This is a genomic window from Streptomyces sp. SirexAA-E (assembly GCF_000177195.2).
GTDB lineage: Bacteria > Actinomycetota > Actinomycetes > Streptomycetales > Streptomycetaceae > Streptomyces > Streptomyces flavovirens.
In genome coordinates, this window is sequence record NC_015953.1 from 2,240,581 (window position 1) to 2,266,423 (window position 25,843).

General features: G+C 69.8%; 22 protein-coding genes and 2 pseudogenes. 3 read left to right on the forward strand and 21 right to left on the reverse strand.

Annotated features, from left to right (window positions below; translation table 11 throughout):
• Positions 1-58: 58 nt before the first annotated feature.
• Together SACTE_RS09945 and SACTE_RS09950 are read right to left on the reverse strand one after the other, a co-directional pair.
• Entirely contained in the window at positions 59-841 is a 783-nt protein-coding gene (locus SACTE_RS09945; RefSeq protein WP_014045905.1) for a TIGR03936 family radical SAM-associated protein, read from the reverse strand.
• A 122-nt stretch (positions 842-963) separates the two neighbouring features.
• Positions 964-2,124 (reverse strand): hypothetical protein, encoded by a 1,161-nt coding sequence (locus SACTE_RS09950; protein WP_014045906.1) that lies wholly within the window; start codon positions 2,122-2,124, stop codon positions 964-966.
• Positions 2,125-2,263: 139 nt separating this feature from the next.
• Between SACTE_RS09950 and SACTE_RS34930 the strand changes: the two are divergent.
• Positions 2,264-2,641 (forward strand): annotated as a pseudogene (locus tag SACTE_RS34930) (recombinase family protein); the annotation flags it as partial.
• Positions 2,642-2,742: 101 nt separating this feature from the next.
• The gene (locus SACTE_RS34375; RefSeq protein ID WP_019992633.1) at positions 2,743-2,919 is read left to right on the forward strand and encodes a hypothetical protein; all 177 of its coding nucleotides are present in this window, start codon (positions 2,743-2,745) and stop codon (positions 2,917-2,919) included.
• Positions 2,920-2,996: 77 nt separating this feature from the next.
• On the opposite strand, the gene SACTE_RS09960 is transcribed toward SACTE_RS34375, so the two are convergent.
• The 17 genes and pseudogenes from SACTE_RS09960 to SACTE_RS10045 all read right to left on the reverse strand — a co-directional run bounded on the left by SACTE_RS09960 (position 2,997) and on the right by SACTE_RS10045 (position 22,443).
• The gene (locus SACTE_RS09960; RefSeq protein ID WP_198531862.1) at positions 2,997-3,368 is read right to left on the reverse strand and encodes a MerR family transcriptional regulator; all 372 of its coding nucleotides are present in this window, start codon (positions 3,366-3,368) and stop codon (positions 2,997-2,999) included.
• A gap of 26 nt (positions 3,369-3,394) precedes the next feature.
• Positions 3,395-4,162: an SDR family oxidoreductase gene (locus tag SACTE_RS09965; RefSeq protein ID WP_014045908.1), complete on the reverse strand. Its 768-nt coding sequence runs from the start codon at positions 4,160-4,162 to the stop codon at positions 3,395-3,397.
• Between the two features lie 467 nt (positions 4,163-4,629).
• Positions 4,630-4,845, reverse strand: coding sequence for a hypothetical protein (locus tag SACTE_RS09970; RefSeq protein WP_019992630.1), 216 nt, complete (start codon positions 4,843-4,845; stop codon positions 4,630-4,632).
• A gap of 45 nt (positions 4,846-4,890) precedes the next feature.
• Entirely contained in the window at positions 4,891-5,604 is a 714-nt protein-coding gene (locus tag SACTE_RS09975) for a hypothetical protein (RefSeq protein ID WP_014045910.1), read from the reverse strand.
• A gap of 87 nt (positions 5,605-5,691) precedes the next feature.
• Positions 5,692-6,024, reverse strand: a pseudogene (locus SACTE_RS33065) (helix-turn-helix transcriptional regulator); the annotation flags it as partial.
• Positions 6,025-6,042: 18 nt separating this feature from the next.
• Entirely contained in the window at positions 6,043-6,567 is a 525-nt protein-coding gene (locus SACTE_RS09985) for a DUF6879 family protein (protein WP_014045912.1), read from the reverse strand.
• 548 nt (positions 6,568-7,115) lie between these two features.
• Positions 7,116-9,047 carry a TIGR03960 family B12-binding radical SAM protein gene (locus SACTE_RS09995; protein ID WP_014045914.1) on the reverse strand — a complete coding sequence of 644 codons (1,932 nt, stop codon included), beginning with the start codon at positions 9,045-9,047 and terminating at the stop codon, positions 7,116-7,118.
• A 51-nt stretch (positions 9,048-9,098) separates the two neighbouring features.
• Positions 9,099-10,637, reverse strand: coding sequence for a CYTH and CHAD domain-containing protein (locus tag SACTE_RS10000; RefSeq protein ID WP_019992626.1), 1,539 nt, complete (start codon positions 10,635-10,637; stop codon positions 9,099-9,101).
• A 48-nt stretch (positions 10,638-10,685) separates the two neighbouring features.
• A complete protein-coding gene (gene rodA, locus SACTE_RS10005) occupies positions 10,686-11,876 on the reverse strand; it encodes a rod shape-determining protein RodA (protein WP_014045916.1) in 1,191 nt (396 codons plus the stop codon).
• A complete protein-coding gene (mrdA, locus tag SACTE_RS10010; protein ID WP_014045917.1) occupies positions 11,876-14,047 on the reverse strand; it encodes a penicillin-binding protein 2 in 2,172 nt (723 codons plus the stop codon). Before mrdA ends, rodA begins: the two co-directional genes overlap by 1 nt.
• Before the next feature lie 94 nt (positions 14,048-14,141).
• Positions 14,142-14,801, reverse strand: coding sequence for a rod shape-determining protein MreD (gene mreD, locus SACTE_RS10015; RefSeq protein ID WP_014045918.1), 660 nt, complete (start codon positions 14,799-14,801; stop codon positions 14,142-14,144).
• Between the two features lie 11 nt (positions 14,802-14,812).
• Entirely contained in the window at positions 14,813-15,859 is a 1,047-nt protein-coding gene (mreC, locus tag SACTE_RS10020; RefSeq protein WP_014045919.1) for a rod shape-determining protein MreC, read from the reverse strand.
• A gap of 98 nt (positions 15,860-15,957) precedes the next feature.
• Positions 15,958-16,977 carry a rod shape-determining protein gene (locus SACTE_RS10025; RefSeq protein ID WP_019992625.1) on the reverse strand — a complete coding sequence of 340 codons (1,020 nt, stop codon included), beginning with the start codon at positions 16,975-16,977 and terminating at the stop codon, positions 15,958-15,960.
• 293 nt (positions 16,978-17,270) lie between these two features.
• Complete coding sequence (gene ndk / locus SACTE_RS10030; protein WP_014045921.1) at positions 17,271-17,684, reverse strand: nucleoside-diphosphate kinase; 414 nt, start codon at positions 17,682-17,684, stop codon at positions 17,271-17,273.
• Between the two features lie 91 nt (positions 17,685-17,775).
• On the reverse strand, positions 17,776-18,144 hold the full coding sequence (locus tag SACTE_RS10035) for a DUF4233 domain-containing protein (protein ID WP_014045922.1): 369 nt from the start codon (positions 18,142-18,144) through the stop codon (positions 17,776-17,778).
• Positions 18,145-18,147: 3 nt separating this feature from the next.
• Positions 18,148-19,671 carry a folylpolyglutamate synthase/dihydrofolate synthase family protein gene (locus SACTE_RS10040; protein WP_014045923.1) on the reverse strand — a complete coding sequence of 508 codons (1,524 nt, stop codon included), beginning with the start codon at positions 19,669-19,671 and terminating at the stop codon, positions 18,148-18,150.
• 123 nt (positions 19,672-19,794) lie between these two features.
• Positions 19,795-22,443, reverse strand: a complete 2,649-nt coding sequence (locus SACTE_RS10045; RefSeq protein WP_014045924.1) for a valine--tRNA ligase — start codon at positions 22,441-22,443, stop codon at positions 19,795-19,797.
• 136 nt (positions 22,444-22,579) lie between these two features.
• Between SACTE_RS10045 and SACTE_RS10050 the strand changes: the two genes are divergently transcribed.
• Entirely contained in the window at positions 22,580-23,575 is a 996-nt protein-coding gene (locus SACTE_RS10050) for a hypothetical protein (protein ID WP_014045925.1), read from the forward strand.
• A gap of 62 nt (positions 23,576-23,637) precedes the next feature.
• On the opposite strand, the gene clpX is transcribed toward SACTE_RS10050, so the two are convergent.
• On the reverse strand, positions 23,638-24,933 hold the full coding sequence (clpX, locus tag SACTE_RS10055; RefSeq protein WP_014045926.1) for an ATP-dependent Clp protease ATP-binding subunit ClpX: 1,296 nt from the start codon (positions 24,931-24,933) through the stop codon (positions 23,638-23,640).
• A gap of 156 nt (positions 24,934-25,089) precedes the next feature.
• The gene (locus tag SACTE_RS10060; RefSeq protein ID WP_019992624.1) at positions 25,090-25,773 is read right to left on the reverse strand and encodes an ATP-dependent Clp protease proteolytic subunit; all 684 of its coding nucleotides are present in this window, start codon (positions 25,771-25,773) and stop codon (positions 25,090-25,092) included.
• Positions 25,774-25,843: the final 70 nt, after the last annotated feature.

Here is a 25,843-nt window from a genome sequence, read left to right on the forward strand (position 1 = left end):
CGGTGCGCGGCCCGACCCAGGTGGTTCCCGGATCCGAGGGCTGCGCTACGACGACCGCCTACGCGGAGACCGCACCGTCGGTCGCCGTCGCGACGGCGGCCCGGTCGGCCGGGATGGAATCGGCCGGGGCCGCCTCGCGGTCAGGCGCGAGCGGGTCGGTCACCGTGCCGGACTCCTCGTCGAAGAGCCCCTGCGCCAGCCTGGTCACCGCTGCGGGGACCGGCGGCGCCAGGTCGGCCACAGCTCGGAGACCGGACAGGACGTCGTCGGGTCGCACGGCGGGTGTCTCGTGCCGCACAACCAGCCGCAGTATCGCACAAGGCGTGTCCTGGGACCTATCAGGCTGTGGATCGTGCGCCTCCAGGGCGACGACGGCCGCGCGGGCGTCGAAGCTGCGCATCCCGTTCTTCGCCCGGCGCTGTACCTCGACCGCGTCGGCGGCCAGGAATGCCTCCACGGCCTTGCGCGCGTCCTCGACCGCGACCCCGTCCAGCCGCAGCTCCCAGACGGAGGCGGTCAGCCGGTCGGCGAGGCCCGAGGTGCGAGCCTCCACGGCGTCGGTGATGTCGAGGCCGTCGGGCAGCGACTGGTTGAGCAGGTCGCGCAGGACGGCCGGATCCCGTGCCTCGGTGAGGGCGATCTCCAGGAACTCGGCCTCGCTGCCCGTACCGGTGGGGGCGGCGTTGGCGTAGGAGACCTTGGGGTGCGGGGTGAAACCCGCGGAGTAGGCCATGGGCACCTCGGAGCGGCGCAGCGCCCGCTCGAAGGCACGCTGGAAGTCTCGGTGGCTGGTGAACCGGAGGCGGCCCCGCTTGGTGTAGCGCAGTCGGATGCGCTGCACCGCCGGTGCGGGCGGCGGGCCTTCGGGCTGTCGCTTGCCCAGTGGTTCTTCTCCTCGGTGCGGGGCGGACGCGGTGGCGTACCGCCCACGAAGTACGGGGTGCCCCGGGGTGCCGCTCCGGCTCACCCCCGCCCGACGACGGTGTCGGCGGTCGGGGAGAACTCTGGCGCGGGCGCCGCACTGGGGACGTTCGTTGTCCTACCCAGGGTACGCGCAGGTGACCCGTCGCGTTCCCGCCCCCGCGTGACCTGCGGCGTTCCCACCAGGGCCCGCCAGGCTTCCCGGCGGGCCGCGCGCAGCGTGTCCCGGGCCGAGGTCAGCGCCTCGCGTGCCGCGCGCCCCGCCTCCCGTACCGCCGCCCCGGCCGGCTTCAAGACCGCGTCCCGTACGAAGTGGCCCACGGGGATGCACACCGTGCGGTGGACCCACGCGGCAGGCGCGCCGACCAGGTGCCGTGCCGACCAGGCCAGCACCCGGCCCACGGCGCGGGAGACGAACCCGGCGATCCGCCAGGCGACGCCGAGGGCCGCCGCGGTCTCCCGGCCGACCGGGGCCAGCACGCGCCGGTACGCCCACGAGACGGGCACCACGAGCAGCGTCACCACCAGCCACGCGGCGACGGCCACGAGCCCCCGGCCCACGGCCGCGATGCCGGCTCCCAGCGCGGCCAGCGACCGTACGACGGCGTGCCCGGCCGGAGTCAGCACCCGGTGGTACACCCACCCCGCCGGAATCACGAGGAGGTACGCGACCAGCCGGCCCGCCGCCCTGCCGAGCGGCCTCAGCACCCCTCGCCACAGGCCGACGGCCGGCCGCACCAGGAGCACGGTCAGCACGGCCGCGACGGCGTCGGCGACGGCTCGCCCGGCCGGGACCACCAGCTCGCGCCAGGCCCGCCGCAGCCCGTGCCCGGCCGGGGTGAGCGCATGGGCGTACAGCCACGTCAGCGGTACGACCGTCCCGTACCGCGCCACGGGCACCAGGACGTACCGCCACAGCCCGATCCAGGGCCACATCAGTACGGCGAGGGCCAGCCACCCGAGGGCGCGGCCGACCGGTGCGACCACATGGTCGTACACCTGCCCGAGTCCGCGTCCCAGCGGCCGCAGCAGCACCCGGTCCAGCACCCGCGCCCCCGCCACGAGCAGGTCCCAGGCCATGCGCACGGGCAGGATCAGCACCAGTACGACGATCCGCACGGGGATCCTGACGAGGGTGGTGAGGCAGCCCTCCCCGCCTTCGTACGGTGCGGGCGCGGGCGGCCGGTGCCTGTCGAGGTCCATGCCGTGGGAGACGCGAACGTCCGGCCCGCGGGTCACCGGGCCGGGCGTTCGTCACCGGGCTGTCACCCGGAGCGTACGAAGGTGCTACTTGACCACCGTAAGCGGCAGGAGCTTCTTGCCGGTGGGTCCGATCTGGATGCTGGTGTCCGTCTGCGACTACACCCGGACGCAAGACGCGTGGTTCGTCGGTAAGCCTGCCTATGGCTACGTGACGACGAAGGCGAACGGGAGGCCGAGCCTTGCCATCGAGCCGAACGCACACAAGGCACTGCGGTGGGCCCGCCGCATGGCACTGCGGGGAGTGTCAGCCCGGCGCGTGTCTCTCTGCCTCGTCCGCTCCGGCCTCATGTCCGAAGGTCTCACCACGACGACTCTCCTCCGTCGCCTCCGCAACCCGGCACTCATGGGTTACCGAGTGGAGGAGAACAAGAACAAGGGTGTGCGCCGCTCCAAGCTGATCCTCGGACACGATGGCAAGCCGGTCAGGGTGGCGGAACCGATCTTCACCGAGGACGAAAACAACGAACTCCAAGAACCCCGGCCGAACGGGTCGAGCGCCACGACTGCCCGAAGTGCCAGGCACCCGCAGGAAGCCCCTGCCGTACCGGCGCGGGCAAGGTGGCAGCGAACTACCACACGGGCCGCTTCGCCCTGGTGCCCGCGCTCAAAGCGGAACTGACCGTGAAGACTCCGGCCGACCGCAACCCCGGCAAGGCGTGGACGCAGGGCGCACTCGTGGCGCAGACACCCGACGCCATACCGGGCGCAGCGATCCGGCTTGGCTACGCCCGATAGCCGGGCATGAGACGTGTCCGATCGGGGCTGTCTCATCTTGCTCCGCCAGTTCTCCGCCTCGGCAGTGAGACAACTCGTCAGGCCACCGGGCGGATTCGATCGCCGGTCTTCTCCCGGAGTGCGGCTTTCAGTCGGTCGCGGGCCTCGGTCTGGGCGGCAATCCGTTCGTTGAGGACCGCCAGCCGTTCCAGCGCGACCCGCAGGCCCTTGTCCGAGGGCGGTGCGGCAGCCACATCGCCGTCCAGGCATGGCAGGAACACGCGTACGTCGTCCAGGGTGAGCCCGGCGGCCAGCAGGTAGCGGATGTTACGGACCCGCACCACGGCCCGCTCGTCGTAGATGCGGTAGCCGTTGGGGGCCCGCTCCGAGGAGATCAGTCCGGCCTGCTCGTAGTGCCGCAGCGCACGGGCGGACGTTCCGGTCGCCTTGGCCAGCTCGCCGATCCGCACCCATCCCACCTCCCAGGCCACTCCTATCACGCCACGACTGCCCCGCCGTCGACCGGGAGTACCACTCCGGTGACGAACGATGCGGCCGGTGCGGCAAGCTGGGTGACCGCCCAGGCCACCTCCTCGGGTCGGCCGATCCGGCCGAGCGGGGTGTGCGCCAGCTGCCACTCCCGCACTGCGGCCATCCGCTCCGGCGTCAGGCCCTGGTGCTCACCGATGGGGGTGTCGATCGCGCCGGGGGCGACCGCCGCCACCCGGATCCCGCGGGGTGCCAACTCGACCGCCCAGCTGCGGGTCAGCAGCTCCAGGGCGGTCTTGGTCGCCGCATAGACCGAGCTGCCGGGCCAGGCCCGCTGCCCCACCGACGTACTGACATTGACGATCACCCCGCCCGACGTCTCCAGTGGCGGCAGCGCGGCCTGGGCCAGCAGGATAGGGGCGACGAGGTTGGTGGCAAGCTGAACCGCGATCATCTCTGGCGCCAGCGTGCCGAGGGCGCCGCTGCGCACTATGCCGGCGTTGTTGACCAGCACGTCCAGTCGGCCGTGTGTCTTGAGCACGGCCTGGATGATCCGATCGGGCTCGCCCTCGGCGGTGATGTCGGCGTCCAGTGGCGTGATCCGGTCGTGCCCGGCAGCGGTCTCCTTGAGCGGCTCGGCCCGCCGCCCGATCGCGACCACGTGGGCGCCCTCGGCGGCGAAGGCGCGGGCGGTGGCCCGGCCGATCCCCGTGCCTGCTCCGGTGACGGCGACGACCCTGCTGCTCTGCGATGCGGTGCTGTTCATGTTGGTCATCGTGCAACCCTGCCGCCAGCGGCAAGGTCAAGCAGTTATGGTCAGCGTTTACCGGGGTGGGAGCCTCCGGACCTTGGCGTGTGAGGCGGACTCCAGCTGCTGCCGAAGCATGGTGATCTCGTTGTGCTGGGCCGTGAGGCGGGACAGAGCCGTGGTCTGGAACTGCTTCAAGGCCTCGAGCTCGGCGTTCTTCCTGCTGAGGCGTTAGCGCAGTGTCACGACCTCGGTCTTGAGTCGTTCGATCTGGGCAAGCCGCGGGCCGGGTTGCTGCCCGGCCTCCCGGGCGGCTGAGCGCTGGCGGTCGAACTAAGCCTTTAGATGTGGGTAGGTGCGGTAGAGCGTCGCCCGTGGCACTCCCGCCAGGGTGCACAAGCTCTTGACGTCGCACTTCAGGCCGTCGGGGACGGGTCCGGCGAGGAGTTGCCGCATCGCCGCCCGGATCCTGGCCTCGGCCTCGTGGTCATGCTTCATGGGCGGGCTCCCCGTCGGCGTGTCCGGTGGCAATCGATCTCGGCGACGACGCGGGTGGCGCGGTCGAACGCGGCCTGGGCTCGGGCCCGTTCAGGTTTGGAGAGTCTGGGGTTGCCGAGGAAGACGGCCTGGGTGTTCTCGGCGTGGTCGGCCCAGACCTGCCGGTGCAGCGGGTGGTGGGTGGCCTGCGGGCAGCGGTCCGATTCACACATCCCCGTGAGGGGCTCGTCGGCGTCCGGGGTGCCGGCTAGTTTCAGTCACAACGCCTTGCCCGGATCGGAGAACCAGCAGTGGTTGCCGACATCAAGGTGCAAAGTCTTCGCCTTCGCTTTGAGGCTGTTCGCGTGGAGTAGTCCCGCGTCGAAGCCGAGGGACACCAGCCCCCACCTCTCCCAGTCCAGAAGGTTCAGGGGCATGGTCGTGAGGTTGCCCCAGTGCAGGTCACCGTGCCCTGACACTCGCTCCACCTTGGCCGGGGCAGGGATGCCGAGGAACTGGGGGAAGGCGCGTTCCATCCACTCGTCCCGGACGGTGACCCTCACTCCGTCCGCTTCGCTCAGCAGGCCGAGTGCCTGGCACAGGTCGTCCCACCACGCGTCGGGCAAGCCGGGGTCATGGTCTAGGCCTGCCCGGTCCGGGGATACAACGGGTTGTGCCACGTAGTCGAAGGCTTCTGCCTCGAACGCCCACTCGCCGTCAGTCCAGTCGTGCACCCCATGCAGGCGTGGGCGTGGGACAGTGTCGGGCACCAGCAGGGACGCGCCTACGATGCCTTCCCCCTGCTTCCTGCCCGCGTTCCTCGCGGCGGTGCGGCTCACCCGTAGCCACCGGTCCCCTGCCCTCTGGCCGAGGGTGACCCCTTGGAATCCCCATGCCAGCGTGCCCGTGCACGTCAGGGCCAGAGCCTTCGCCGCCCGGTCGTGAGCGGCTTCCATCAGGGCCTGTACGTCCTCACTCGGAGGAGAGTTCATCGGTTACCTTCCTGAGTTCCCCGGCCGTGAGAGGGGCAGCCAGAGCTTTCGCCGCATCGTCCCAGTGGTCGCGGGTGCTGGCCGAGGGCGCTGGTAGAGCGGGACGGTCTGCTCATGGACACGGCGCATGCCGTCCTTGTGGATCTGCCTCCACTCCACGTACATGGACTCGGCGTTCCGCGACGCAGCGATGAGGTCAGCCGCCTGGCCGTCCGCTCCGCACGCCGAGCACCACGCCCGGATATCCGCATCCGAGGGAGGCGTGATGCCCCGCGCGATGCGGGAGGACTTCGCCCGGTGCCAGCCGCACCGAACGGCCAGCTCATGACCAGACAACCCCGCGTCTTTCATCAGCCCTTGCAGGCGGGAAGCAACCGCCTGACGCGCGGCTTGGGCACTGGAAAGCGGAGAGGTAGGCATGAGCTGACCGGTCAGGAATCAGACGGTGTACTTCTCGTGCGGGATGCCCCGCTCCCGCACGGCTTCGAACGCCGACGCACACAGCTTGGCTACGGCAGCGTCCTCCGTCTGGTCGGTGTGGACCCACCTGCCGACGCCGTCGAAGACGTTGAACTGAACAAGCCTGCCGTCGAACAACCAGAAGTCGTTGCCCGGCAGGGCCAGGTCCGAAGCACTGCGCCGGGGCAGCCAACGGATCTGCTCTCCGGCCGCCACGTTGGTGAACGTGCCGGAGTGCTCGAACGCGATGTAATCGCTGACAGGCTCCGACACGATGCGGGCACGTCGGATGACGACGCCCTTGGCCGTGACCTCCTGAACGAGGTCACGCCACGGACGCCACCAGGAACCCCGGTCATCCGGGTTCAGCCGGTGCCCCTGCTTCCATGCGGCGAAGCCTTCGATCTCGTTGTCCACGCCGTATCCGTCGCGCATCTCCAGATGCACGGCTGACTCCCACACTGACCTGATGAGGTCAGAGAAGTCAGTCAGACTCTGCGACACGAAGCGCCTCCCTGAGAAGCGGGACCATCCGCTTCGGAACCCTGATCACCGACTCATGCCCGGGGATCAGAACATCCCGTGAGCTTTCGCCCGTGGTCTGCTCGTCATCCTTCGACTCCTGGCCCACCCACACAGCAGGTGATCCGTGATCTCCGGACTCAGGATCTTTACCAACGAACCGTAAGGCCATGAGGTCTTTCCCTGGCGAGCGCGTTGCGCCTGGTTGCACGACCCTCACCCTGCCGGACTGTGCTGGTCAAGAGGGCGTGTTCGCCCCGGCCGGGTCAAGGACGAGTGCGGCCTGACGAGGACGCGCAAAGGGCGTCCGGCTCTTCGTCGGGCCGGACGCCCTCTGCCTACCTACACCCACTCCACGGCAGAGACGATGCGCCCGCCGTCTTGCCGAGGGGCAGGAAGCGGCGTTCGCCGCAGCATGCGCGAAGCCTGCTCACGCTCTTTCGCACCGAGCCCTCGAAGGATCTCGGCCCGCTCCGCATCGGTCATGCCTGCGAGCGACTCAGCCATCCACCGGACAGCATCTGCGCTGTTCAGGAGGGTTTTACCACCGTCAGCGGCAGGAGCTTCTTGCCGGTGGGGCCGATCTGGATGCTGGTGTCCATCTGCGGGCAGACTCCGCAGTCGAAGCACGGCGTCCAGCGGCAGTCCTCGACCTCGGTCTCGTCGAGGGAGTCCTGCCAGTCCTCCCAGAGCCAGTCCTTGTCCAGGCCGGAGTCCAGGTGGTCCCAGGGCAGGACCTCCTCGTAGGTCCGCTCGCGGGTGGTGTACCAGTCGACGTCCACGCCGAAGGCGGGCAGCGTGTCGGCGGCGCTCTTCATCCACAGGTCGTAGCTGAAGTGCTCGCGCCAGCCGTCGAAGCGGCCGCCGGACTCGTAGACCGCGCGGATGACGGAGCCGACGCGCCGGTCACCCCGGGAGAGCAGGCCCTCGACGATGCCGGGCTTGCCGTCGTGGTAGCGGAAGCCGATGGAGCGGCCGTACTTCTTGTCGTCGCGGATCTTGTCCCGGAGCTTCTTCAGCCGGGCGTCGGTGTCCTCGGCGCTGAGCTGCGGGGCCCATTGGAAGGGCGTGTGGGGCTTGGGTACGAAACCGCCGATGGAGACCGTGCAGCGGATGTCGTTCTGGCCGGAGACCTCGCGGCCCTTGGCGATCACGTTGACCGCCATGTCGCCGATCTGGAGGACGTCCTCGTCGGTCTCGGTGGGCAGACCGCACATGAAGTACAGCTTCACCTGGCGCCAGCCGTTGCCGTAGGCGGTGGCGACCGTACGGATCAGGTCCTCCTCCGAGACCATCTTGTTGATGACCTTGCGCATGCGCTCGGAGCCGCCCTCGGGGGCGAAGGTGAGACCGGACCTGCGACCGTTGCGGGTCAGCTCGTTGGCCAGGTCGACGTTGAAGGCGTCGACGCGGGTGGACGGCAGCGAGAGGCCGATCTTGTCCTCGGTGTACCGGTCGGCGAGGCCCTTGGCGATCTCACCGATCTCGGTGTGGTCCGCGGAGGAGAGCGAGAGCAGGCCGACCTCTTCGAAGCCGGTCGCCTTGAGCCCCTTCTCGACCATCTCGCCGATGCCGGTGATGCTTCGCTCCCGCACGGGGCGCGTGATCATGCCGGCCTGGCAGAAACGGCAGCCGCGGGTGCAGCCGCGGAAGATCTCCACGGACATCCGCTCGTGGACGGTCTCGGCGAGCGGCACGAGGGGCTGCTTCGGGTACGGCCACTCGTCGAGGTCCATCACCGTGTGCTTGGAGACCCGCCACGGCACGCCGGACCTGTTGGGGACGACGCGGCCGATACGGCCGTCGGGGAGGTACTCGACGTCGTAGAACCCCGGGACGTACACCCCGCCCGTCCTCGCCAGGCGGAACAGCACCTCCTCGCGGCCTCCGGGCCGGCCCTCGGCCTTCCAGGCGCGGACGATCTCGGTGATCTCCAGGACGGCCTGCTCGCCGTCACCGATGACCGCGCAGTCGATGAAGTCCGCGATCGGCTCGGGGTTGAAGGCCGCGTGGCCGCCCGCGAGGACGATCGGGTGGTCGACGGTGCGGTCCTTGGACTCCAGCGGGATGCCCGCGAGGTCCAGGGCCGTGAGCATGTTGGTGTAGCCGAGCTCGGTGGAGAAGCTCAGCCCGAAGACGTCGAAGGCGCCGACGGGGCGGTGGCTGTCCACGGTGAACTGCGGCACCTTGTGCTCGCGCATCAGCTCTTCGAGATCGGGCCAGACGCTGTACGTGCGCTCGGCGAGGACGCCTTCGCGCTCGTTGAGTACCTCGTAGAGGATCATGACGCCCTGGTTGGGCAGCCCGACCTCGTAGGCGTCCGGGTACATCAGTGCCCAGCGGACGTCGCATTCGTCCCACGGTTTGACGGTGGAGTTCAGCTCACCGCCGACGTACTGGATGGGCTTCTGCACATGCGGGAGCAGAGCTTCGAGCTGTGGGAAGACCGACTCGGCAGACATCTGAGGACCTTCGTGAGCTGGCAGGGGTGACCATCCAGCGTACCCCGGTGCTCACCCCTTCAGCGCCGCCCGCAGTTCGGGACCGGAGGCCCGGGCCCACACGCCCGGCAGCTCGCGTTCCCGCTCGGCGGCCGCGGCCTCCTCACGCCCGTACAGCAGGCCCCAGGTGAACGCCGACTCCCCCGCCCCGTGCGCCTGGACGGCCAGGGTGCGCAGGGCGTCGCGGGCGACGACGCCGTCCTGGTGGTGCCCGAGCACCTTCTGGACCGCCTTCGTCCGCTCGGCGAACCTCTTGGCGGGCTTGCCCAGGGCGGGCCGGGCGGCCTCGGCCGCGTACCGGACGCGTTTCGCGGCCTTGCGCGCCTCGTGCATGGCCACGTCGCGGCCCTCGCCCGGCGGCTGCTCCAGGGCGTGCCCGATCCGGGTCTCCAGGCGCCGGTGGTCCTTCAGCACGGCGCGGGTCAGGACGTCCTTCGGGGCCCGGCCCGCGCGGGGCAGCAGGGGCGGGTCGGCCAGGAGGGCGTCCAGGGTGTCCAGCAGCGCCAGATACCGCTCCCCGTCCAGTGCGGCGGTGACCCGCTGCCGGGACGCGGTGCGCCGGGCGGCGGACGAGAGCTGGTACCGGGCCTTCACGGGGCCGAGGAGCAGGGTGCCGGGGACGGCGGCGGTCCGGGCGCGCAGCCGCGCGTCGAGGACCTCCCGGTCGCGCTCCGCCCCGAGCTCGCCGGCCAGCCACTTCAGCTCGGCGCGCACCGGCCGGGTGACGGCGGGGTCGAGCACCTTGCGGTACGTCCTGAGGGCGCTGCGCAGCCGCCGGGTGGCGACCCTCATCTTGTGCACGCCGTCGGGCGCGTCGCGGCGTACGGCGGGGTCGAGCTCGACCAGGGCCGTGACCTGGTGACGCACGTAGGCGAGCACGTGGTCGCCCGCCGTGCGCGGGGCCTTCCGCGGGCGCCCGGCCTTCCGCTTCCGCCCGCTGCCCTCGGGAGCGGTCTCCGCCAGGGCCCTGGCCAGCTTGGAGGCCGATCCGGAGGGACGCACGCCCCCCTTGCGCAGACGCCGTTCGACGGCGTCGAGGAGGGCCGGGTCGCCGTCGTCGGCCAGCTCGACCTCCATCTCGGTCCAGGCCGACGTGGTGCCGTGGCCCTTCCCGCCGAGCCGTTCGGCCAGGACCTCGTCGATGCTCACCTCGGCGAGCAGGGCACCGTCCGCGTCGAGGAGGTGGTGGACGTCGCGGGCCGAGAGGATCCGTACGACGGGGACGACCGGGCGGCCGCGGACACGGGAGCGGATCAGCGCGGCCAGGTCGGGCGGGAGGGTGTCGGCGAGCGGGGCCCGGATCTCGTCGCGGACCCCGGCGGAGACGGGGAGCTTGAGGTGCCACCCGGCGTCGGCACCGCCGGTCCGGCGGCGCAGGGTGACGGATCCGGCCGCGAGCCGGAGGTCCTCGGTGTCGTGGTAGACCGCGTCGAGTTCGGTGAGGCCGCGGTGGACGACGGCCGAGACCCCGGCCACGCGGGTCAGGTCGGGCAGCCGGGTCTCGGGGGTCGCTTCGTACTTGCGCTCGATCTCACGTTTCGAGTCCGCCATAGGACTCATCTTTCCCTGATGTGCGGGGTCATGCCCGCGGTGTCCCGCTCAGGCCGTTATCGGCCGCTGCACCCGGATCGACTGGAGCAGCCCGACCGCCACCCACACGGCGAACATCGAGGATCCGCCGTACGAGACGAACGGAAGCGGAAGGCCCGCCACCGGCATGATGCCGAGGGTCATCCCGATGTTCTCGAAGGACTGGAAGGCGAACCAGGCGATGATCCCCGCGGCGACGACCGTCCCGTACAGCTCGGTCGTCTCGCGGGCGATCCGGCAGGCGCGCCACAGGACGACACCCAGCAGGACGATGATCAGACCGGCACCGACGAAGCCGAGTTCCTCGCCCGCGACGGTGAAGACGAAGTCGGTCTGCTGTTCGGGGACGAACTGGCCGGTGGTCTGCGAGCCCTGGAAGAGCCCGGTCCCGGTGAGTCCGCCGGAGCCGATGGCGATGCGGGCCTGGTTGGTGTTGTAGCCGACGCCGGCCGGGTCGAGGGCCGGGTTGGCGAAGGCCGCGAACCGGGCGATCTGGTAGTCGTCGAGCACGCCGAGCTGCCAGACGGCCAGCGCGCCCGCCGCGCCCGCCCCGAGGAGTCCGAAGATCCAGCGGTTGGAGGCCCCGGAGGCGAGGAGTACGCCGAGCACGATGACGGCCATGACCATGACGGAGCCGAGGTCCGGCATCAGCATGACGACGGCCATCGGCACGAGCGCCAGGCCGAGGGCCTTGGCGACGGTCCGGTGGTCCGGGTGCAGCTGGTCCCCCGCGTCGACGCGGGCGGCGAGCAGCATCGCCATGCCGAGGATGATCGTGATCTTGGTGAACTCGGAGGGCTGGAGGGAGAAGCCGCCGGGAAGGAGGATCCAGGCGTGCGCGCCGTTGACCGTGGCGCCCAGCGGGGTCAGCACCGCGAGCACGAGCAGGACCGAGATCCCGTAGAGGACCGGGACCGCGCCCCGCAGGGTGCGGTGCCCGAGCCAGACGGTGCCGATCATCAGCGCCAGGCCGATACCGGTGTTCAGGACATGCCGGAAGAGGAAGTAGTACGGGTCGCCGTGGGTCAGCGAGTCACGCCCCCGGGTCGCCGACCACACCAGCAGCGACCCGATGAAGGACAGCGCGACCGCGGAGCCGAGCAGGGGCCAGTCCAGCCGCCGGACGACGGAGTCGCGGGCGGTGAGCTTGGCCCAGGCGGAACGTTCCGGGGCGTAACGGGCGACGGAGAAGCCTGCCATCAGTCCCGCCTCCCGGGGGCCACGGCGAGCGCGAGTGCCTGGGTGCCCTCGTCGGCGGGCGGCTCGGGGGTGTACGGCTTGATCTTCGGGGAGACGATCGAACCGTCCGGCGTGATCTTCGGGAGCGCCTTCTGCGGCTGGGGCAGCAGGGCCTTCTTGAGGTCCTGCTTGCCTTCGCCGTCCAGGCCGTAGATCGCGTTGTAGATGTTGCGCACGGCGGGTCCCGAGGCACCGGAACCGGTACCACCCTGGGAGATCGTCATGACGATCGAGTAGTCCTTGGTGTACGTGGCGAACCAGGAGGTCGTCTGCTTGCCGTAGACCTCGGCCGTGCCCGTCTTGGCGTGCATCGGGATCTTGTCCTGGGGCCAGCCGCCGAACCTCCACGCGGCGCTGCCCTGGGTCGCGACTCCCGCGAGGGCTTGGTCTATCTTGTCGCGCGTGTCGCCCGTGAAGGGCAGCTTGCCGTGCGCCTGGGGCTCGATCTCCTGGACGGTCCTGCCGTCGCCGCTGACGATCGCCTTGCCGACGGTCGGGTCGTAGAGGGTGCCGCCGTTGGAGATGGCGGCGTAGATCGTGGCCATCTGGATCGGCGTGACGAGGGTGTCGCCCTGGCCGATCGAGTAGTTGACGGAGTCACCGGCGCGCATCTTGTAGCCCTCGGCACAGCCTTCGTACGCGAGCTGCTCGACGTACGTGCCGTCCTTCTTGCCCTGCTTGCACCAGGATTCCCGGTTGGCGTCGTAGAAGTCCTGCTTCCACTGGCGGTCGGGGACGCGGCCGGCGACCTCGTTGGGGAGGTCGATGCCGGTCTCCTTGCCGAGGCCGAACTGGTGGGCGGTCTTGTAGAACCAGTCGTTCGCGTTCTTCTTCGGCTTGTTGCCGCCGTCCTTCTGCCACTCCTTGTGCGCGATGCCGTAGTAGACGGTGTCGCAGGAGACCTCCAGGGCCCGGCCGATGGTGATGTTGCCGTATCCCTGGGACTCGAAGTTCTTGAAGGTCTGGTTGCCGATGGAGTACGAGCTCGGGCAGGGGTAGTTGCCGTCGAACGGGTATCCGGCGTTGACCGCGGCGGTCGAGGAGATGACCTTGAAGATCGACCCCGGGGCCGCGGTGCCCTGGATGGCCCGGTTCAGCAGCGGGAAGTTGGACTTCTTGCCGGTGAGCTCGGCGTAGTCCTTGGCGGAGATGCCGCCGACCCAGGAGTTGGGGTCGTACGTCGGCAGGGACGCCATGGACACGACGCGGCCGGTCTTGGCCTCCATGACGACGACGGCGCCGGAGTCGGCCTTGTAGAACTCGTTGGTGTTGCGGTCCATCTCCTTGCGGGCGGCCTTCATGGCCTGGTCGAGCTCGTACTCGGCGACGGCCTGGACGCGCGCGTCGATGGAGGTGACGACGCTGGCACCGGGCTGGGCCTCGTCGTTCTGCGCCTCCCCGATGACCCGGCCCAGGTTGTCGACCTCGTACCGGGTGACGCCGGCCTTGCCCCGCAGCTCCTTGTCGTAGGTGCGCTCCAGGCCGGAGCGGCCGACCTGGTCGGAGCGGAGGTAGGGCGAGTCGGTGTCCTGCGCCTTGGTGAGCTCCTCGTCCGTGACGGGCGAGAGGTAGCCGAGGACCTGGGCGGTGTTGGCCTTGCCTGGTGCGGCGTACCGGCGTACGGCGGTGGGTTCGGCGGTGATGCCGGGGAAGTCCTCGGCACGCTCCCGGATCTGGAGGGCCTGCTGCGTGGTGGCCTCGTCGGTGACCGGGATCGGCTGGTAGGGCGAACCGTTCCAGCAGGGCTGCGGCGTCTTGGCGTCGCAGAGCCGGACCTTGTCCTGGACGTCCTTGGGCTTCATGTCCAGGACCTCGGCGAGCCGGGTGAGCACGCCGACGCCGTCGTCCTTCATCTTCATCAGCTCGGTACGGCTGGCGGAGACGACGAGGCGGGTCTCGTTGTCGGCGAGGGGCACCCCGCGGGCGTCGAGGATGGAGCCGCGGACGGCGGGCTGCACGACCTGCTGGACGTGGTTGTTCTTCGCCTCGTCGGTGTACTCCTGGCCGTTGCGGATCTGGAGGTACCAGAGCCGTCCGCCGAGGGTGAGGAGCAGGGAGAAGACGAGGATCTGGATGACGACGAGGCGGATCTGGACCCGCTGGGTCCGGCCCGTCTCCGGAATATTGCTCACGGGGTGCCCCCGGTGCTGGTGGGTCGGCCGGGGGTACGGGGGTCGCCCCCGGAAGGAAGGCGCCTCGGTGGGCGTTCCCGGTGCTGACGCGGTGTCACAGTCGCTTGACCCCCTTGATCCTGCCCGCCCGCGCGGCACGGCTGCGGGCCGCCTTCACGCGCAGTCCGCCCCGCTGGCCACCGATCCGCAGACCCGTGCCGGAGGACAGCCAGCCCGCGGCGACGTCGCCGCCGGAGCTGTCGATGACCGGGTCGTTCTCGGTGCGTCTCGCGAGCGCCATGATCAGCGGCACGGTGAACGGTGCGAGCAGCAGGTCGTACAGCGCGGCGGTGAACATCAGTCCGGCCAGGCCCACATGGCGGGCCGGCGTGTCGTTGACCAGGGCGCCGACGCCGGCGTACAGCAGGGTCGATCCCACGGCGGCGGCGACCACGACGGCCATGGGGGCGAAGGCCGACTTGAGCTGGCCGTTCGCGGGGCGCGCCAGTCCGGCGCAGTAGCCGATGACGCAGAGCACGAGGGCGTAGCGGCCGGCGGCGTGGTCGGCGGGCGGCGCGAGATCGGCGAGCAGGCCAGCGCCGAAGCCGATGAGGGCCCCGCTGACGTGCCCGTAGACGAAGGCGAGGGCGAGGACGACGAGGAGCAGCAGGTCGGGTGTGGCGCCCGGGAGCTGGAGGCGCGCGAGTACGGAGACCTGGACGACGAGGGCGATGACGACGAGGGCGGCGGAGAGCAGCGTCCGGTTGAAGCGCATGGGGATCAGCTCTATTCCTGCTCGTTCGCCGCGTCACCGGCGACGGTGTCGGCGTCGCCGTCCGTGTTCCCGGAGGCGTCCGCGTCGGGATTCTCGTTGATGTTGCCGACGACCTTGCCGCTGCCGTCGACGAGGTCGCCGTTGGGCTGGGCGGTGACGGTGACGGTCGGGGTGGGCTTCGGCTTGGCGGGCTTCGCGGGCTGCTTCGGCAGGACGAGGTCGCGGGGGTCCTCGCGGGGCGCCTGGACGACGATGCCGACGACGTCGAGCTTGGTGAAGCCGACGAACGGACGGACGTACACGGTCCGCGTCAGGTCGCCGCCGGACGGGTCGACGCGGACGACCTCGCCGACCGGGACGCCCGGCACGAAGGGCTTGTCCTTGCTGGAACCGAAGGTGACGAGCCGGTCGCCCTTCTTCACCTCGGCCTTGCCGTTGAGGAACTGCACCGACAGCGGCCTGGATCCCTGCCCCGTGGCGAAGCCGAGCTCGTCGGTCTTCTCCATCCGGGTGCCGACGGTGAAGTCCGGGTCGTTGGCCAGGAGGACCGTCGCGGTGTTCGGGCCGACGGTGGTGATCCGCCCGACGAGCCCCTGGCCGTTCAGCACGGTCATGTCGCGCTTCAGGCCGTCGTTCGCCCCCGCGTCGATGGTGATCGTCCAGGAGAAGCCCTGAGCGGCTCCTATGGCCACGACCTGGGCGGCCTTGATGCCGTACTGGCCGGCCCCCGCGGTCTTGAGCATGGAGTCGAGCTGGCGGACCTTGCTGCTGTTGCGGTCGTCGCTGCCGAGCCTCGTCTTCAGCTCGGCGTTCTCGTGCTCCAGGGCCGCGATCCGGTCGTGCCGGTCGCCGGAGTCCCGTACGGCGCCGATGGCGTTGCCCACCGGGTCGACCGCGGCCGCGACGCCGTTCTCGACCGGTCCGAAGACCGTGGCGGCGGCCTGCCGGGCGCCGTCCACCGGTGATTCCTCGCCTCCGCGGATGTCCACCGTGATCAAGGCGAACGCGATGGCGATCAGCAGCACCAGGAGCAGCCGGCTCTCTCGTGTGTCCCTCACGTGCGGCGGCCGTGCCTTCCTCGTCGGAATGTTCGTGCCTGTATATCAACGTTCCGCCGCAGGGCACGGTCGGTGCCCGTACGGCGGAACGCCGGGTCCTACCGTCGGGGCTGGGCGTCCAGCACCTGCTGGAGCGCCTCGAACTCCTCGACGCACTTGCCGGATCCGAGAGCCACCGAGTCCAGCGGGTCCTCGGCGATGTGGATGGGCATGCCCGTCTCGTTGCGGAGCCGCTCGTCCAGGCCGCGCAGCAGGGCGCCGCCGCCGGTGAGGACGATGCCGCGGTCCATGATGTCGCCGGAGAGCTCCGGCGGGCACTTGTCGAGCGTCGTCTTCACGGCGTCGACGATCGCGTTGACCGGCTCCTCGATGGCCTTGCGGACCTCGGCGGCCGAGACGACCACGGTCTTGGGCAGCCCGGAGACCAGGTCGCGTCCGCGGATCTCGGTGTGCTCGTCCTTGCCCAGGTCGTACGCCGAGCCGATGGTGATCTTGATCTGCTCCGCGGTGCGCTCACCGAGGAGGAGGGAGTACTCCTTCTTGATGTGCTGGATGATCGCGTTGTCCAGCTCGTCCCCGGCGACCCGGATCGACTGGGCGGTGACGATCCCGCCGAGCGAGATCACGGCCACCTCGGTGGTACCGCCGCCGATGTCCACGACCATGTTGCCGGTGGCCTCGTGGACCGGCAGACCGGAGCCGATGGCCGCGGCCATGGGCTCCTCGATGATGTGCACCTGGCGCGCCCCGGCCTGGGTCGACGCCTCGATGACGGCGCGTCGCTCGACGCCGGTGATACCGGAGGGCACACAGACGACGACCCGCGGGCGGGCCAGGTAGCGGCGCTTGTGCACCTTGAGGATGAAGTAGCGGAGCATGCGCTCCGTGATCTCGAAGTCGGCGATCACGCCGTCCTTCAGGGGCCGCACGGCAACGATGTTGCCGGGCGTGCGCCCGATCATCTTCTTGGCCTCGGCGCCGACCGCCAGGATGCCGCCGGTGTTGGTGTTGATGGCCACGACGGACGGCTCGTTCATCACGATGCCGCGCCCCCTGACGTACACCAGCGTGTTGGCAGTCCCGAGGTCGATAGCCATGTCACGGCCGATGAACGACATTGAGTTCCCCTTGTTCCCCATGAGGATGCGTCGGGCCTTCCCAGGAAGCGGAAAATGGCTTGTTCCAGGTAGGCGAGGGTTGGCGCTGCGGGCGTGGAAGCTTCCATCGTAGTGCCGTATGCACGCACACAGCGCGAGGGTCCTTCGCCTTTGTGGGTGGAACAGGTGCCCGTTCCACCCATGGTGACGTTACGTCGGGGGGATGCGTTCCCGCGACACGTGACCCTATGCCGAAGGGCGACCGAATTCCTTCGGTCGCCCCAGGTCCTGAGCGCTGTTTGGCGGAGCCGAAGTCAGGAGAGTCCCGGGAAGAACAGCTTCAGTTCCCGCTCCGCGGACTCCTCGGAGTCCGAGGCGTGGATGAGGTTCTCGCGGGTGATCGTGCCGAAGTCACCGCGGATGGACCCGGGCGCGGCGGCGATCGGGTCGGTCGGGCCGGCCAGGGCGCGGACGCCCTCGATGATCCGCTCGCCCTCGGCCACCAGGGCGACGACGGGACCGGAGGACATGAACTCCAGGAGCGGCTCGTAGAACGGGCGGCCCTTGTGCTCGCCGTAGTGCTGTTCCAGGGTCTCCTGGTCCAGGGTCCGCAGCTCCAGCGCGGTGATCGTCCAGCCCGCCTTGCGTTCGATGCGGCCGACGATCTCGCCGATCAGCCCACGCCGGACGGCGTCGGGCTTGAGAAGGACGAGAGTGCGCTGAGTCATGTGCGGCTCCTAGCAGACTGAAAATGGTGCGGGTGAGCGCCCTGAGATTACAGGGGTACGGAAACGGGCTTACGACCGGGCGTACGCTGTGTCACCCCTGGGCCGGGGCTTCGGTGCTCTCCTGGGCCTCGGCGAGCGCGGCCCAACGGGCCTTCGCCTCGTCGATCTTGCGGCCGTAGTGGATCGACGCCCACCACAGGGCGGTGAAGGCCACCCCGAGGATGAACATCATCGGCACGAAGAAGCCGCTCAGCAGCAGCGCGATCTGCAGCGCCCAGCCGAGCTGGAGCCCGCCGGGCCGGGTGATCACACCGCAGAGCAGGACGGACAGCAGCATGCCGATGCCGCAGACCGTCCAGACCGTGCCCATGGACAGGTCGTCGGACTTCATCGCGACGAGTCCGGCGAACCCGATCACGAAGAACTCGCCGATCAGGGTGGATGCACAGAGCGTACGCACAGGTCAGCGCCTTCCCAGGAGCAGCCGGGCCTCGCCGACCGTGATCACGGATCCGGTCACCAGGACTCCGGCGCCCGCGTACTCGGCCTCTTCCTCGGCGAGGGTGATGGCCGCCTCCAGCGCGTCGTCCAGGCGGGGTTCGACCTGCACCCGGTCGGTGCCGAAGACCTCGACGGCGACCGCGGCCAGCTCGTCCGCGTCCATGGCGCGCCCGCTGGAGTTCCGGGTGACGACGACCTCCGCGAAGATCGGCTCGAAGGCCTCCAGGAGGCCCCGGACGTCCTTGCCCTCACTGGCACCGACGACCCCGATGAGCCGGGAGAAGCTGAACGCCTCCGAGATGCCCTCGGCCGCGGCCCGGGCACCCGCCGGGTTGTGGGCGGCGTCCAGGACGACGGTCGGGCTGGAGCGGACGACTTCGAGACGGCCGGGCGAGAGCACCGAGAGGAACGCCTTGCGGACCGCTTCGATGTCGAGGCTGCGGGCCTGCTCCGCGCCGATACCGAAGAACGCCTCGACCGCGGCGAGGGCGACCGCCGCGTTGTGCGCCTGGTGGGCGCCGTACAGCGGGAGGAAGATCTCCTCGTACTCGCCCCCGAGGCCGCGCAGGGTCAGCAGCTGGCCGCCGACGGCGACCTCACGGGAGACGACGCCGAACTCCATGCCCTCGCGGGCCACCGTGGCGTCCACCTCGACGGCCTTCTTCAGCATGACCTGGGCGGCGTCGACCGGCTGCTGCGCCAGGATCACCGTCGCCCCCTGCTTGATCACCCCGGACTTCTCGCCGGCGATCTCCGCCGGGGTGGAGCCGAGGCGATCGGTGTGGTCCAGCGAGATGGGGGTGACGACCGCGACCGAACCGTCGATGACGTTGGTGGCGTCCCAGGTGCCGCCCATGCCGACCTCGACGACGGCGACGTCGACGGGGGCGTCGGCGAACGCCGCGTACGCCATGCCCGTCATCACCTCGAAGAAGGAGAGCCGGTAGGGCTGCTGGGCGTCGACCATGTCGACGTACGGCTTGACGTCCTCGAACGTCTCGATGAAGCGCTCGGCGGAGATCGGGGCGCCGTCCAGGCTGATGCGCTCGGTGATCGACTGGACGTGCGGGGAGGTGTAGCGGCCGGTGCGCAGGTCGAGGGCGCCGAGCAGGGCCTCGATCATGCGGGCCGTACTGGTCTTGCCGTTCGTCCCCGTGATGTGGATCGAGGGGTAGGCGCGCTGCGGCTCGCCGAGCACGTCCATCAGCGCCGCGATGCGGGTCACCGAGGGTTCGAGCTTGGTCTCGCCCCAGCGGCCGGCCAGGTCCTCCTCCACGGCGCGCAGCGCCCGGTCGGTCTCCGGGTCGGTGGGGCGGGCGGGGACCGCGTCACCCTGGGGCGGACCGGACTGCGTGCGCAGGGTGCGGCTCCCGGCCTCGATCACCGCCAGGTCGGGGTCGCGCTGGGTCTCTTCGCCGACGATCTCCGCGAAGGTGTCGTCGGGATCGGACGCGTCGTGCCGGTCTGAAGGGCGGGGCTCACTCACATGGCCAGTCTACGGATGGGCGCCGACAACATGCGCAGCGCCCGGTACGCGGCCCGTTCCGGGTACGGCGGAGCCCCCGCGCTCCCGGTCGGTCGGGGACGCGGGGGCTCCGTGCCCGGCGGGTCAGCTCTGCGGCAGGCCGGCCAGCTGGGCGCCGATCCGCTCGATGTCGGCCTCGGCCTTGGCGAGCCGGCCGCGGATCTTGTCGACCACGTTGTCCGGGGCCTTGGCCAGGAAGGCCTCGTTGCCGAGCTTCCCGGTGGCCTGGGCCTTCTCCTTCTCGGCGGCGCCCAGGTCCTTCGTGAGCCGCTTGCGCTCGGCCTCGACGTCGATCGTGCCGGACAGGTCGAGCGCCACGGTGGCTCCGGCGACCGGCAGGGTGGCCGTCGCGTGGAAGCCCTCCCCGGCGGGCTGGAGGCGCAGCAGCTGCCGGATGGCGGCCTCGTGCGGGGCGAGGACCGTACCGGTGACGGTCAGCTCGGCCGGGACCTTCTGGCCGGGCTGGAGTCCCTGGTCGGAGCGGAAGCGGCGGACCTCGGTGACGACCTGCTGGACGAGCTCGATCTCCCTCTCGGCCGCGTCGTCACGGAAGCCGCCCGGGGCGTCGGCCCCGGGGACCGTCACAGCCTTCGGCCAGTCGGCCACGACGACGGACTCCTCGCCGGTGAGCGTGGTCCAGAGCGTCTCCGTGACGAACGGGACGATCGGGTGCAGCAGGCGCAGCATCACGTCGAGGACCTCGCCGAGGACCCGGCCGGAGACCTTCGCCTGCTCGCCGCCCGCGAAGAACGTCGTCTTGGACAGCTCGACGTACCAGTCGAAGACCTCGTCCCACGCGAAGTGGTACAGCGCCTCGCTGAGTTTGGCGAACTGGAAGTCGTCGTAGTACGCGTCGGCCTCGGCGACGGTCTTGTTGAGCCGGGAAAGGATCCACCGGTCGGTCGCCGAAAGCTGCTCGACGGGCGGGAGTTCACCCTTGACGGTCGCGCCGTTCATCAGCGCGAAGCGGGTGGCGTTCCAGATCTTGTTGGCGAAGTTGCGCGAGGCCTGGACCCAGTCCTCGCCGATCGGGACGTCGGTACCCGGGTTGGCCCCCTTGGCCAGGGTGAAGCGGACGGCGTCCGAGCCGTACGTGTCCATCCAGTCCAGCGGGTCGACGACGTTGCCGAAGGACTTCGACATCTTCTTCCCGCGCTCGTCGCGGACCAGCCCGGTGAGCGCGATCGTCTTGAAGGGGGCCTCGCCGTCCATGACGTACAGACCGAACATCATCATCCGGGCGACCCAGAAGAAGATGATGTCGTGGCCGGTGAGCAGGACGTCGGTCGGATAGAACTTCTTGAGGTCGGGCGTCTGTTCGGGCCAGCCGAGCGTGGAGAACGGCCACAGGCCGGAGGAGAACCAGGTGTCCAGGACATCGGTGTCCTGGGTCCAGCCCTCACCGCTCGGCGGCTGCTCGTCGGGGCCGACGCAGACGACTTCGCCCTCGGGGCCGTACCAGACGGGGATGCGGTGGCCCCACCACAGCTGGCGCGAGATGCACCAGTCGCGGAGGTTGTCGACCCAGTCGAAGTAGCGCTGCTCCATCTCCTTGGGGTGGATCGCGACCCGGCCGTCGCGGACCGCGTCACCGGCGGCCTTGGCGAGCGTCTCGACCTTGACCCACCACTGGAGGGAGAGGCGCGGTTCGACGGTGGTGCTGCACCGGGAGCAGTGGCCGACGGAGTGGACGTACGGGCGCTTCTCGGCGACGATCCGGCCCTGCTCGCGCAGTGCGCCGACGATGGCGGAGCGCGCCTCGAAGCGGTCGAGGCCCTCGAAGGGACCGGCGACGGTGATGACACCGCGCTCGTCCATGACGGTCATCGACTCCAGGTCGTGGCGCCGGCCGATCGCGAAGTCGTTCGGGTCGTGGGCCGGGGTCACCTTGACGGCACCGGTGCCGAACTCCGGGTCGACGTGGGTGTCCGCGACCACGGGGATGGTGCGGTCGGTGAGCGGCAGCTTGATCCGCCTGCCGACGAGGTGGGCGTACCGCTCGTCGTCCGGGTGGACGGCGACCGCCGTGTCGCCGAGCATCGTCTCGGCGCGGGTGGTGGCGACGACCAGGGACTCCTCGCCCTCGCCGTACCGGATGGAGACGAGCTCGCCCTCGTCGTCCTGGTAGTCGACCTCGATGTCGGAGATGGCCGTCAGACAGCGCGGGCACCAGTTGATGATGCGCTCGGCGCGGTAGATCAGACCGTCGTCGTACATCTTCTTGAAGACGGTCTGGACGGCGGCGGACAGCCCCTCGTCCATGGTGAAGCGCTCACGGGACCAGTCGACGCCGTCACCGAGCCGGCGCATCTGGCCGAGGATCTTGCCGCCGTACTCCTCCTTCCACTGCCAGACGCGCTCGACGAACTCCTCGCGCCCCAGGTCGTGGCGGGACTTGCCCTCCTCGCCCAGCTGCTGCTCGACCTTGTTCTGGGTGGCGATGCCGGCGTGGTCCATGCCGGGCAGCCACAGCGACTCGTATCCCTGCATCCGCTTGCGGCGGGTGAGGGCGTCCATCAGCGTGTGCTGGAAGGCGTGGCCGAGGTGGAGCGAGCCGGTGACGTTGGGCGGCGGGATGACGATCGTGTACGGAGGCTTCTCGCTCGCGGCGTCGGCGGTGAAGTAACCGCGCTCCACCCAGCGCTCGTACAACTTCCCCTCTACCTCGGCCGGCGCGTACTGGGTCGGCAGTTCGGGGGTGGCTGCTGGCTGCTGCGATGCGTTCTCGGTCACGCAGCACAGTTTAGGGCCGTCACAGTCCTGCACTGAAACGGGATTGTTCAGTAACGGTGTGCCTCGCGACACCCCATGTCAGCGCCGTTTCCGTCAGGATGTTCGCAACGCGTAAACATTCGGAGGGGACAGCCCAATGAGTCACAACCAGCCGGGGCCGTACGGCGGCCAGCCGCCGCAGGGCCAGCCGGGACCGTACGGCCAGCAGCCGAATCCGTACGGCGGCCCGCCGCCGCAGGGTCCGCCGCAGCCCGGTTACGGCTACCCGCAGCAGGCCCCCCAGGGCGTCCCGCCGCAGCAGCAGCCCCCGCAGCCGGGGTACGGCTACCCGCAGGCGCAGCAGCCCGGCCCGTACGGCCAGCAGCCGCCCACCCCGCCGTACGGCGGCCAGCAGGCCTACCCGGGCATGCCGCCGCAGCCGGGCGGCGCCCCGAAGAAGAAGACCGGCCTGATCATCGGCGCGGCCGTGGTGGCGCTGGCCGTGGTCGCGGGCGGGGTGTACTTCCTGACGTCGGGCGGAGGCAGCAGCAACAGCGACGTCGCGGACTCCACCAAGGGGTACAAGCTGACGCCGGCCGCCTCGGTGGACGACTACAGGAAGGACACCTCCAAGGCGACGCCCTCCACCCCGCTGTCGGGTTCGGAGAAGACCAAGGCCGAGGCCATGGGCGTCAAGAACCCCAGCAAGGTCGGCGCCCAGTACATGAGCGGGGGCGAGGAGAACCCGCTCACCATGAAGTCGCTCGTGCTGGTCGGTTACTGGGGCGAGGTGTCCGATCCCGCGAAGGTGATCGACGCCTCCTTCGAGAACGCCAAGCAGGAGATGGCGAAGGACGAGGACAGCGGGAACGTGTCGCTCGTCGGCAGCCCGGAGAACGTCGCGCCCAAGGGCTTCGAGGGCGCACTGATGAAGTGCCAGGACCTCAAGACGGTCAACGAGGACGCCGACGGTTCGGTGGAGAAGGGCCCCGAGAACATCACCACGCCGGTCTGCATCTGGGCCGACTACAGCACGATCGGCATCGTCGTGGGTGTCGACGTCGGCGCGGCCATGACCAACAAGTCCATGCCCCAGTCCGAGGTCGCCGACCTCGCCGCCAAGCTCTACAACACCTCCCGCACCAAGGTCTGACCCGCAACGCCGAAGGGGCGCCCGGCCGGTGGCCGGGCGCCCCTTCGCGTGTCGTGGTGCCGCTACGCGGACTTCTCGTGGCGGCCGCCGTCGTTCTTGCCGATCGTGCGCGGCTCGCGCGGGACCAGCGTCGGGTTGACGTTGTTGCGGACGACGTCCGGGGTGATGACGACCCGGGCCACGTCCTTGCGGGACGGGACCTCGTACATCACCGACTGGAGGACTTCCTCCATGATGGCGCGCAGACCGCGCGCGCCCGTCTGCCGCAGGATCGCCTGGTCGGCGATGGCCTCCAGCGCCTCACGCTCGAAGTCCAGCTCCACACCGTCGAGTTCGAACAGGCGCTGGTACTGCTTCACCAGGGCGTTGCGCGGCTCGACCAGGATCTGGAGCAGTGCCTCGCGGTCCAGGTTGTGGACCGAGGTCAGCACGGGGAGGCGGCCGATGAACTCGGGGATCATCCCGAACTTCACCAGGTCCTCCGGCATGACCTCCTGGAACTGGTCGCTCGCCTGGATCTCCAGCTTGGAGCGGATCGTCGCGCCGAAACCGATGCCCTTGGCGCCGGCCCGCGACTCGATGATCTTCTCCAGACCGGAGAAGGCGCCGCCCACGATGAACAGGACGTTCGTCGTGTCGATCTGGATGAACTCCTGGTGCGGGTGCTTCCGTCCGCCCTGCGGCGGCACGGAGGCGGTGGTGCCCTCCAGGATCTTCAGCAGGGCCTGCTGGACGCCCTCCCCGGAGACATCGCGGGTGATCGACGGGTTCTCGCTCTTGCGGGCGACCTTGTCGATCTCGTCGATGTAGATGATCCCGGTCTCGGCCTTCTTGACGTCGTAGTCCGCGGCCTGGATCAGCTTCAGCAGGATGTTCTCGACGTCCTCGCCGACGTAGCCGGCCTCCGTCAGCGCCGTCGCGTCGGCGATGGCGAACGGGACGTTGAGCATGCGGGCCAGCGTCTGCGCGAGGAGAGTCTTGCCGGAGCCCGTGGGGCCCAGCAGCAGGATGTTGGACTTGGCGAGCTCGATCGCGTCGTCGCGATTGGCGCCGCCGTTCTCCCCGGCCTGGACCCGCTTGTAGTGGTTGTACACAGCGACCGAGAGGGCCTTCTTCGCGGGCTCCTGCCCGACGACGTACCCCTCGAGGAACTCGTAGATCTCGCGCGGCTTGGGGAGTTCCTCCCACCGCACCTCGGAGCTCTCGGCGAGCTCCTCCTCGATGATCTCGTTGCAGAGATCGATGCACTCGTCGCAGATGTACACACCGGGTCCCGCGATGAGCTTCTTCACCTGCTTCTGGCTCTTTCCGCAGAACGAGCACTTGAGCAGGTCGCCGCCATCACCGATGCGTGCCACGAGGTGCTTCCCCTTCGCCTGGGAGCAGCCTGGTTCAGCGGCTCCTGGTGCCTCTATCCGACGGTACCTTGCCTGGCCCCCCGTTCGGGCCCCCCTTGGCACGGTTCACACGGCCGGGGCCGTGCTACCGGAATGTGCCAAGGGGAAAGACCGACGTCAGACGGACGCGCCTGCGGTGGTCTTACGGGTGGACACGATCTGGTCCACCAGACCGTACGCGAGTGCGTCGTCCGCCGTAAGGATCTTGTCGCGCTCGATGTCCTCGCTGATCTTCTCCAGCGGGGTGGTGGAGTGCTTCGCCAGCATCTCCTCCAGCTGGGTGCGCATCCGCAGGATCTCGTTGGCCGCGATCTCCAGGTCGGAGAGCTGCTCACGGCCGGTCTGCGAGGACGGCTGGTGGATCAGCACACGGGCGTGCGGCAGGGCCATGCGCTTGCCCGGGGTGCCGGCGGCCAGCAGGACGGCGGCCGCGGAGGCGGCCTGGCCCATGCAGACCGTCTGGATGTCCGGCTTCACGAACTGCATCGTGTCGTAGATCGCGGTGAGCGCGGTGAACGAGCCGCCGGGGCTGTTGATGTAGATCGAGATGTCGCGGTCCGGGTCCATCGACTCCAGGCACAGCAGCTGCGCCATGACGTCGTTGGCCGAGGCGTCGTCGATCTGGACGCCGAGGAAGATGACGCGCTCCTCGAAGAGCTTCGCGTACGGGTCGTACTCACGCACACCCTGCGAGGTGCGCTCCACGAAGCGCGGGACGACGTAGCGGTTGTCCACCTGCGGGCCGGTGTAGAGGCCGCTCGCGGAGGCGCCGGGGAAGTTGTTCATGTGGGTGTTCACCATCCTGGTGGCGTTCATGTGGGCTGGGGTCTCGGCGTACGAGAGGCGTACGAGGGTTGCGGTGCGGTGCCGG

Excerpts from the sequence above, each read along its gene's own strand:
- SACTE_RS10025 (WP_019992625.1), bottom strand. The coding sequence starts at position 16,977 with ATGTCGTTCATCGGCCGTGACATGGCTATCGACCTCGGGACTGCCAAC.
- ndk (WP_014045921.1), bottom strand. The coding sequence starts at position 17,684 with ATGACTCAGCGCACTCTCGTCCTTCTCAAGCCCGACGCCGTCCGGCGT.
- SACTE_RS09965 (WP_014045908.1), bottom strand. The coding sequence starts at position 4,162 with ATGACCAACATGAACAGCACCGCATCGCAGAGCAGCAGGGTCGTCGCC.
- SACTE_RS09995 (WP_014045914.1), bottom strand. The coding sequence starts at position 9,047 with ATGTCTGCCGAGTCGGTCTTCCCACAGCTCGAAGCTCTGCTCCCGCAT.
- SACTE_RS10060 (WP_019992624.1), bottom strand. The coding sequence starts at position 25,773 with ATGGTGAACACCCACATGAACAACTTCCCCGGCGCCTCCGCGAGCGGC.
- SACTE_RS10000 (WP_019992626.1), bottom strand. The coding sequence starts at position 10,637 with ATGGCGGACTCGAAACGTGAGATCGAGCGCAAGTACGAAGCGACCCCC.
- rodA (WP_014045916.1), bottom strand. The coding sequence starts at position 11,876 with ATGGCAGGCTTCTCCGTCGCCCGTTACGCCCCGGAACGTTCCGCCTGG.
- mreD (WP_014045918.1), bottom strand. The coding sequence starts at position 14,801 with ATGCGCTTCAACCGGACGCTGCTCTCCGCCGCCCTCGTCGTCATCGCC.
- SACTE_RS10050 (WP_014045925.1), top strand. The coding sequence starts at position 22,580 with ATGAGTCACAACCAGCCGGGGCCGTACGGCGGCCAGCCGCCGCAGGGC.
- SACTE_RS09950 (WP_014045906.1), bottom strand. The coding sequence starts at position 2,124 with ATGGACCTCGACAGGCACCGGCCGCCCGCGCCCGCACCGTACGAAGGC.
- SACTE_RS09970 (WP_019992630.1), bottom strand. The coding sequence starts at position 4,845 with ATGTGTGAATCGGACCGCTGCCCGCAGGCCACCCACCACCCGCTGCAC.
- SACTE_RS09975 (WP_014045910.1), bottom strand. The coding sequence starts at position 5,604 with ATGAACTCTCCTCCGAGTGAGGACGTACAGGCCCTGATGGAAGCCGCT.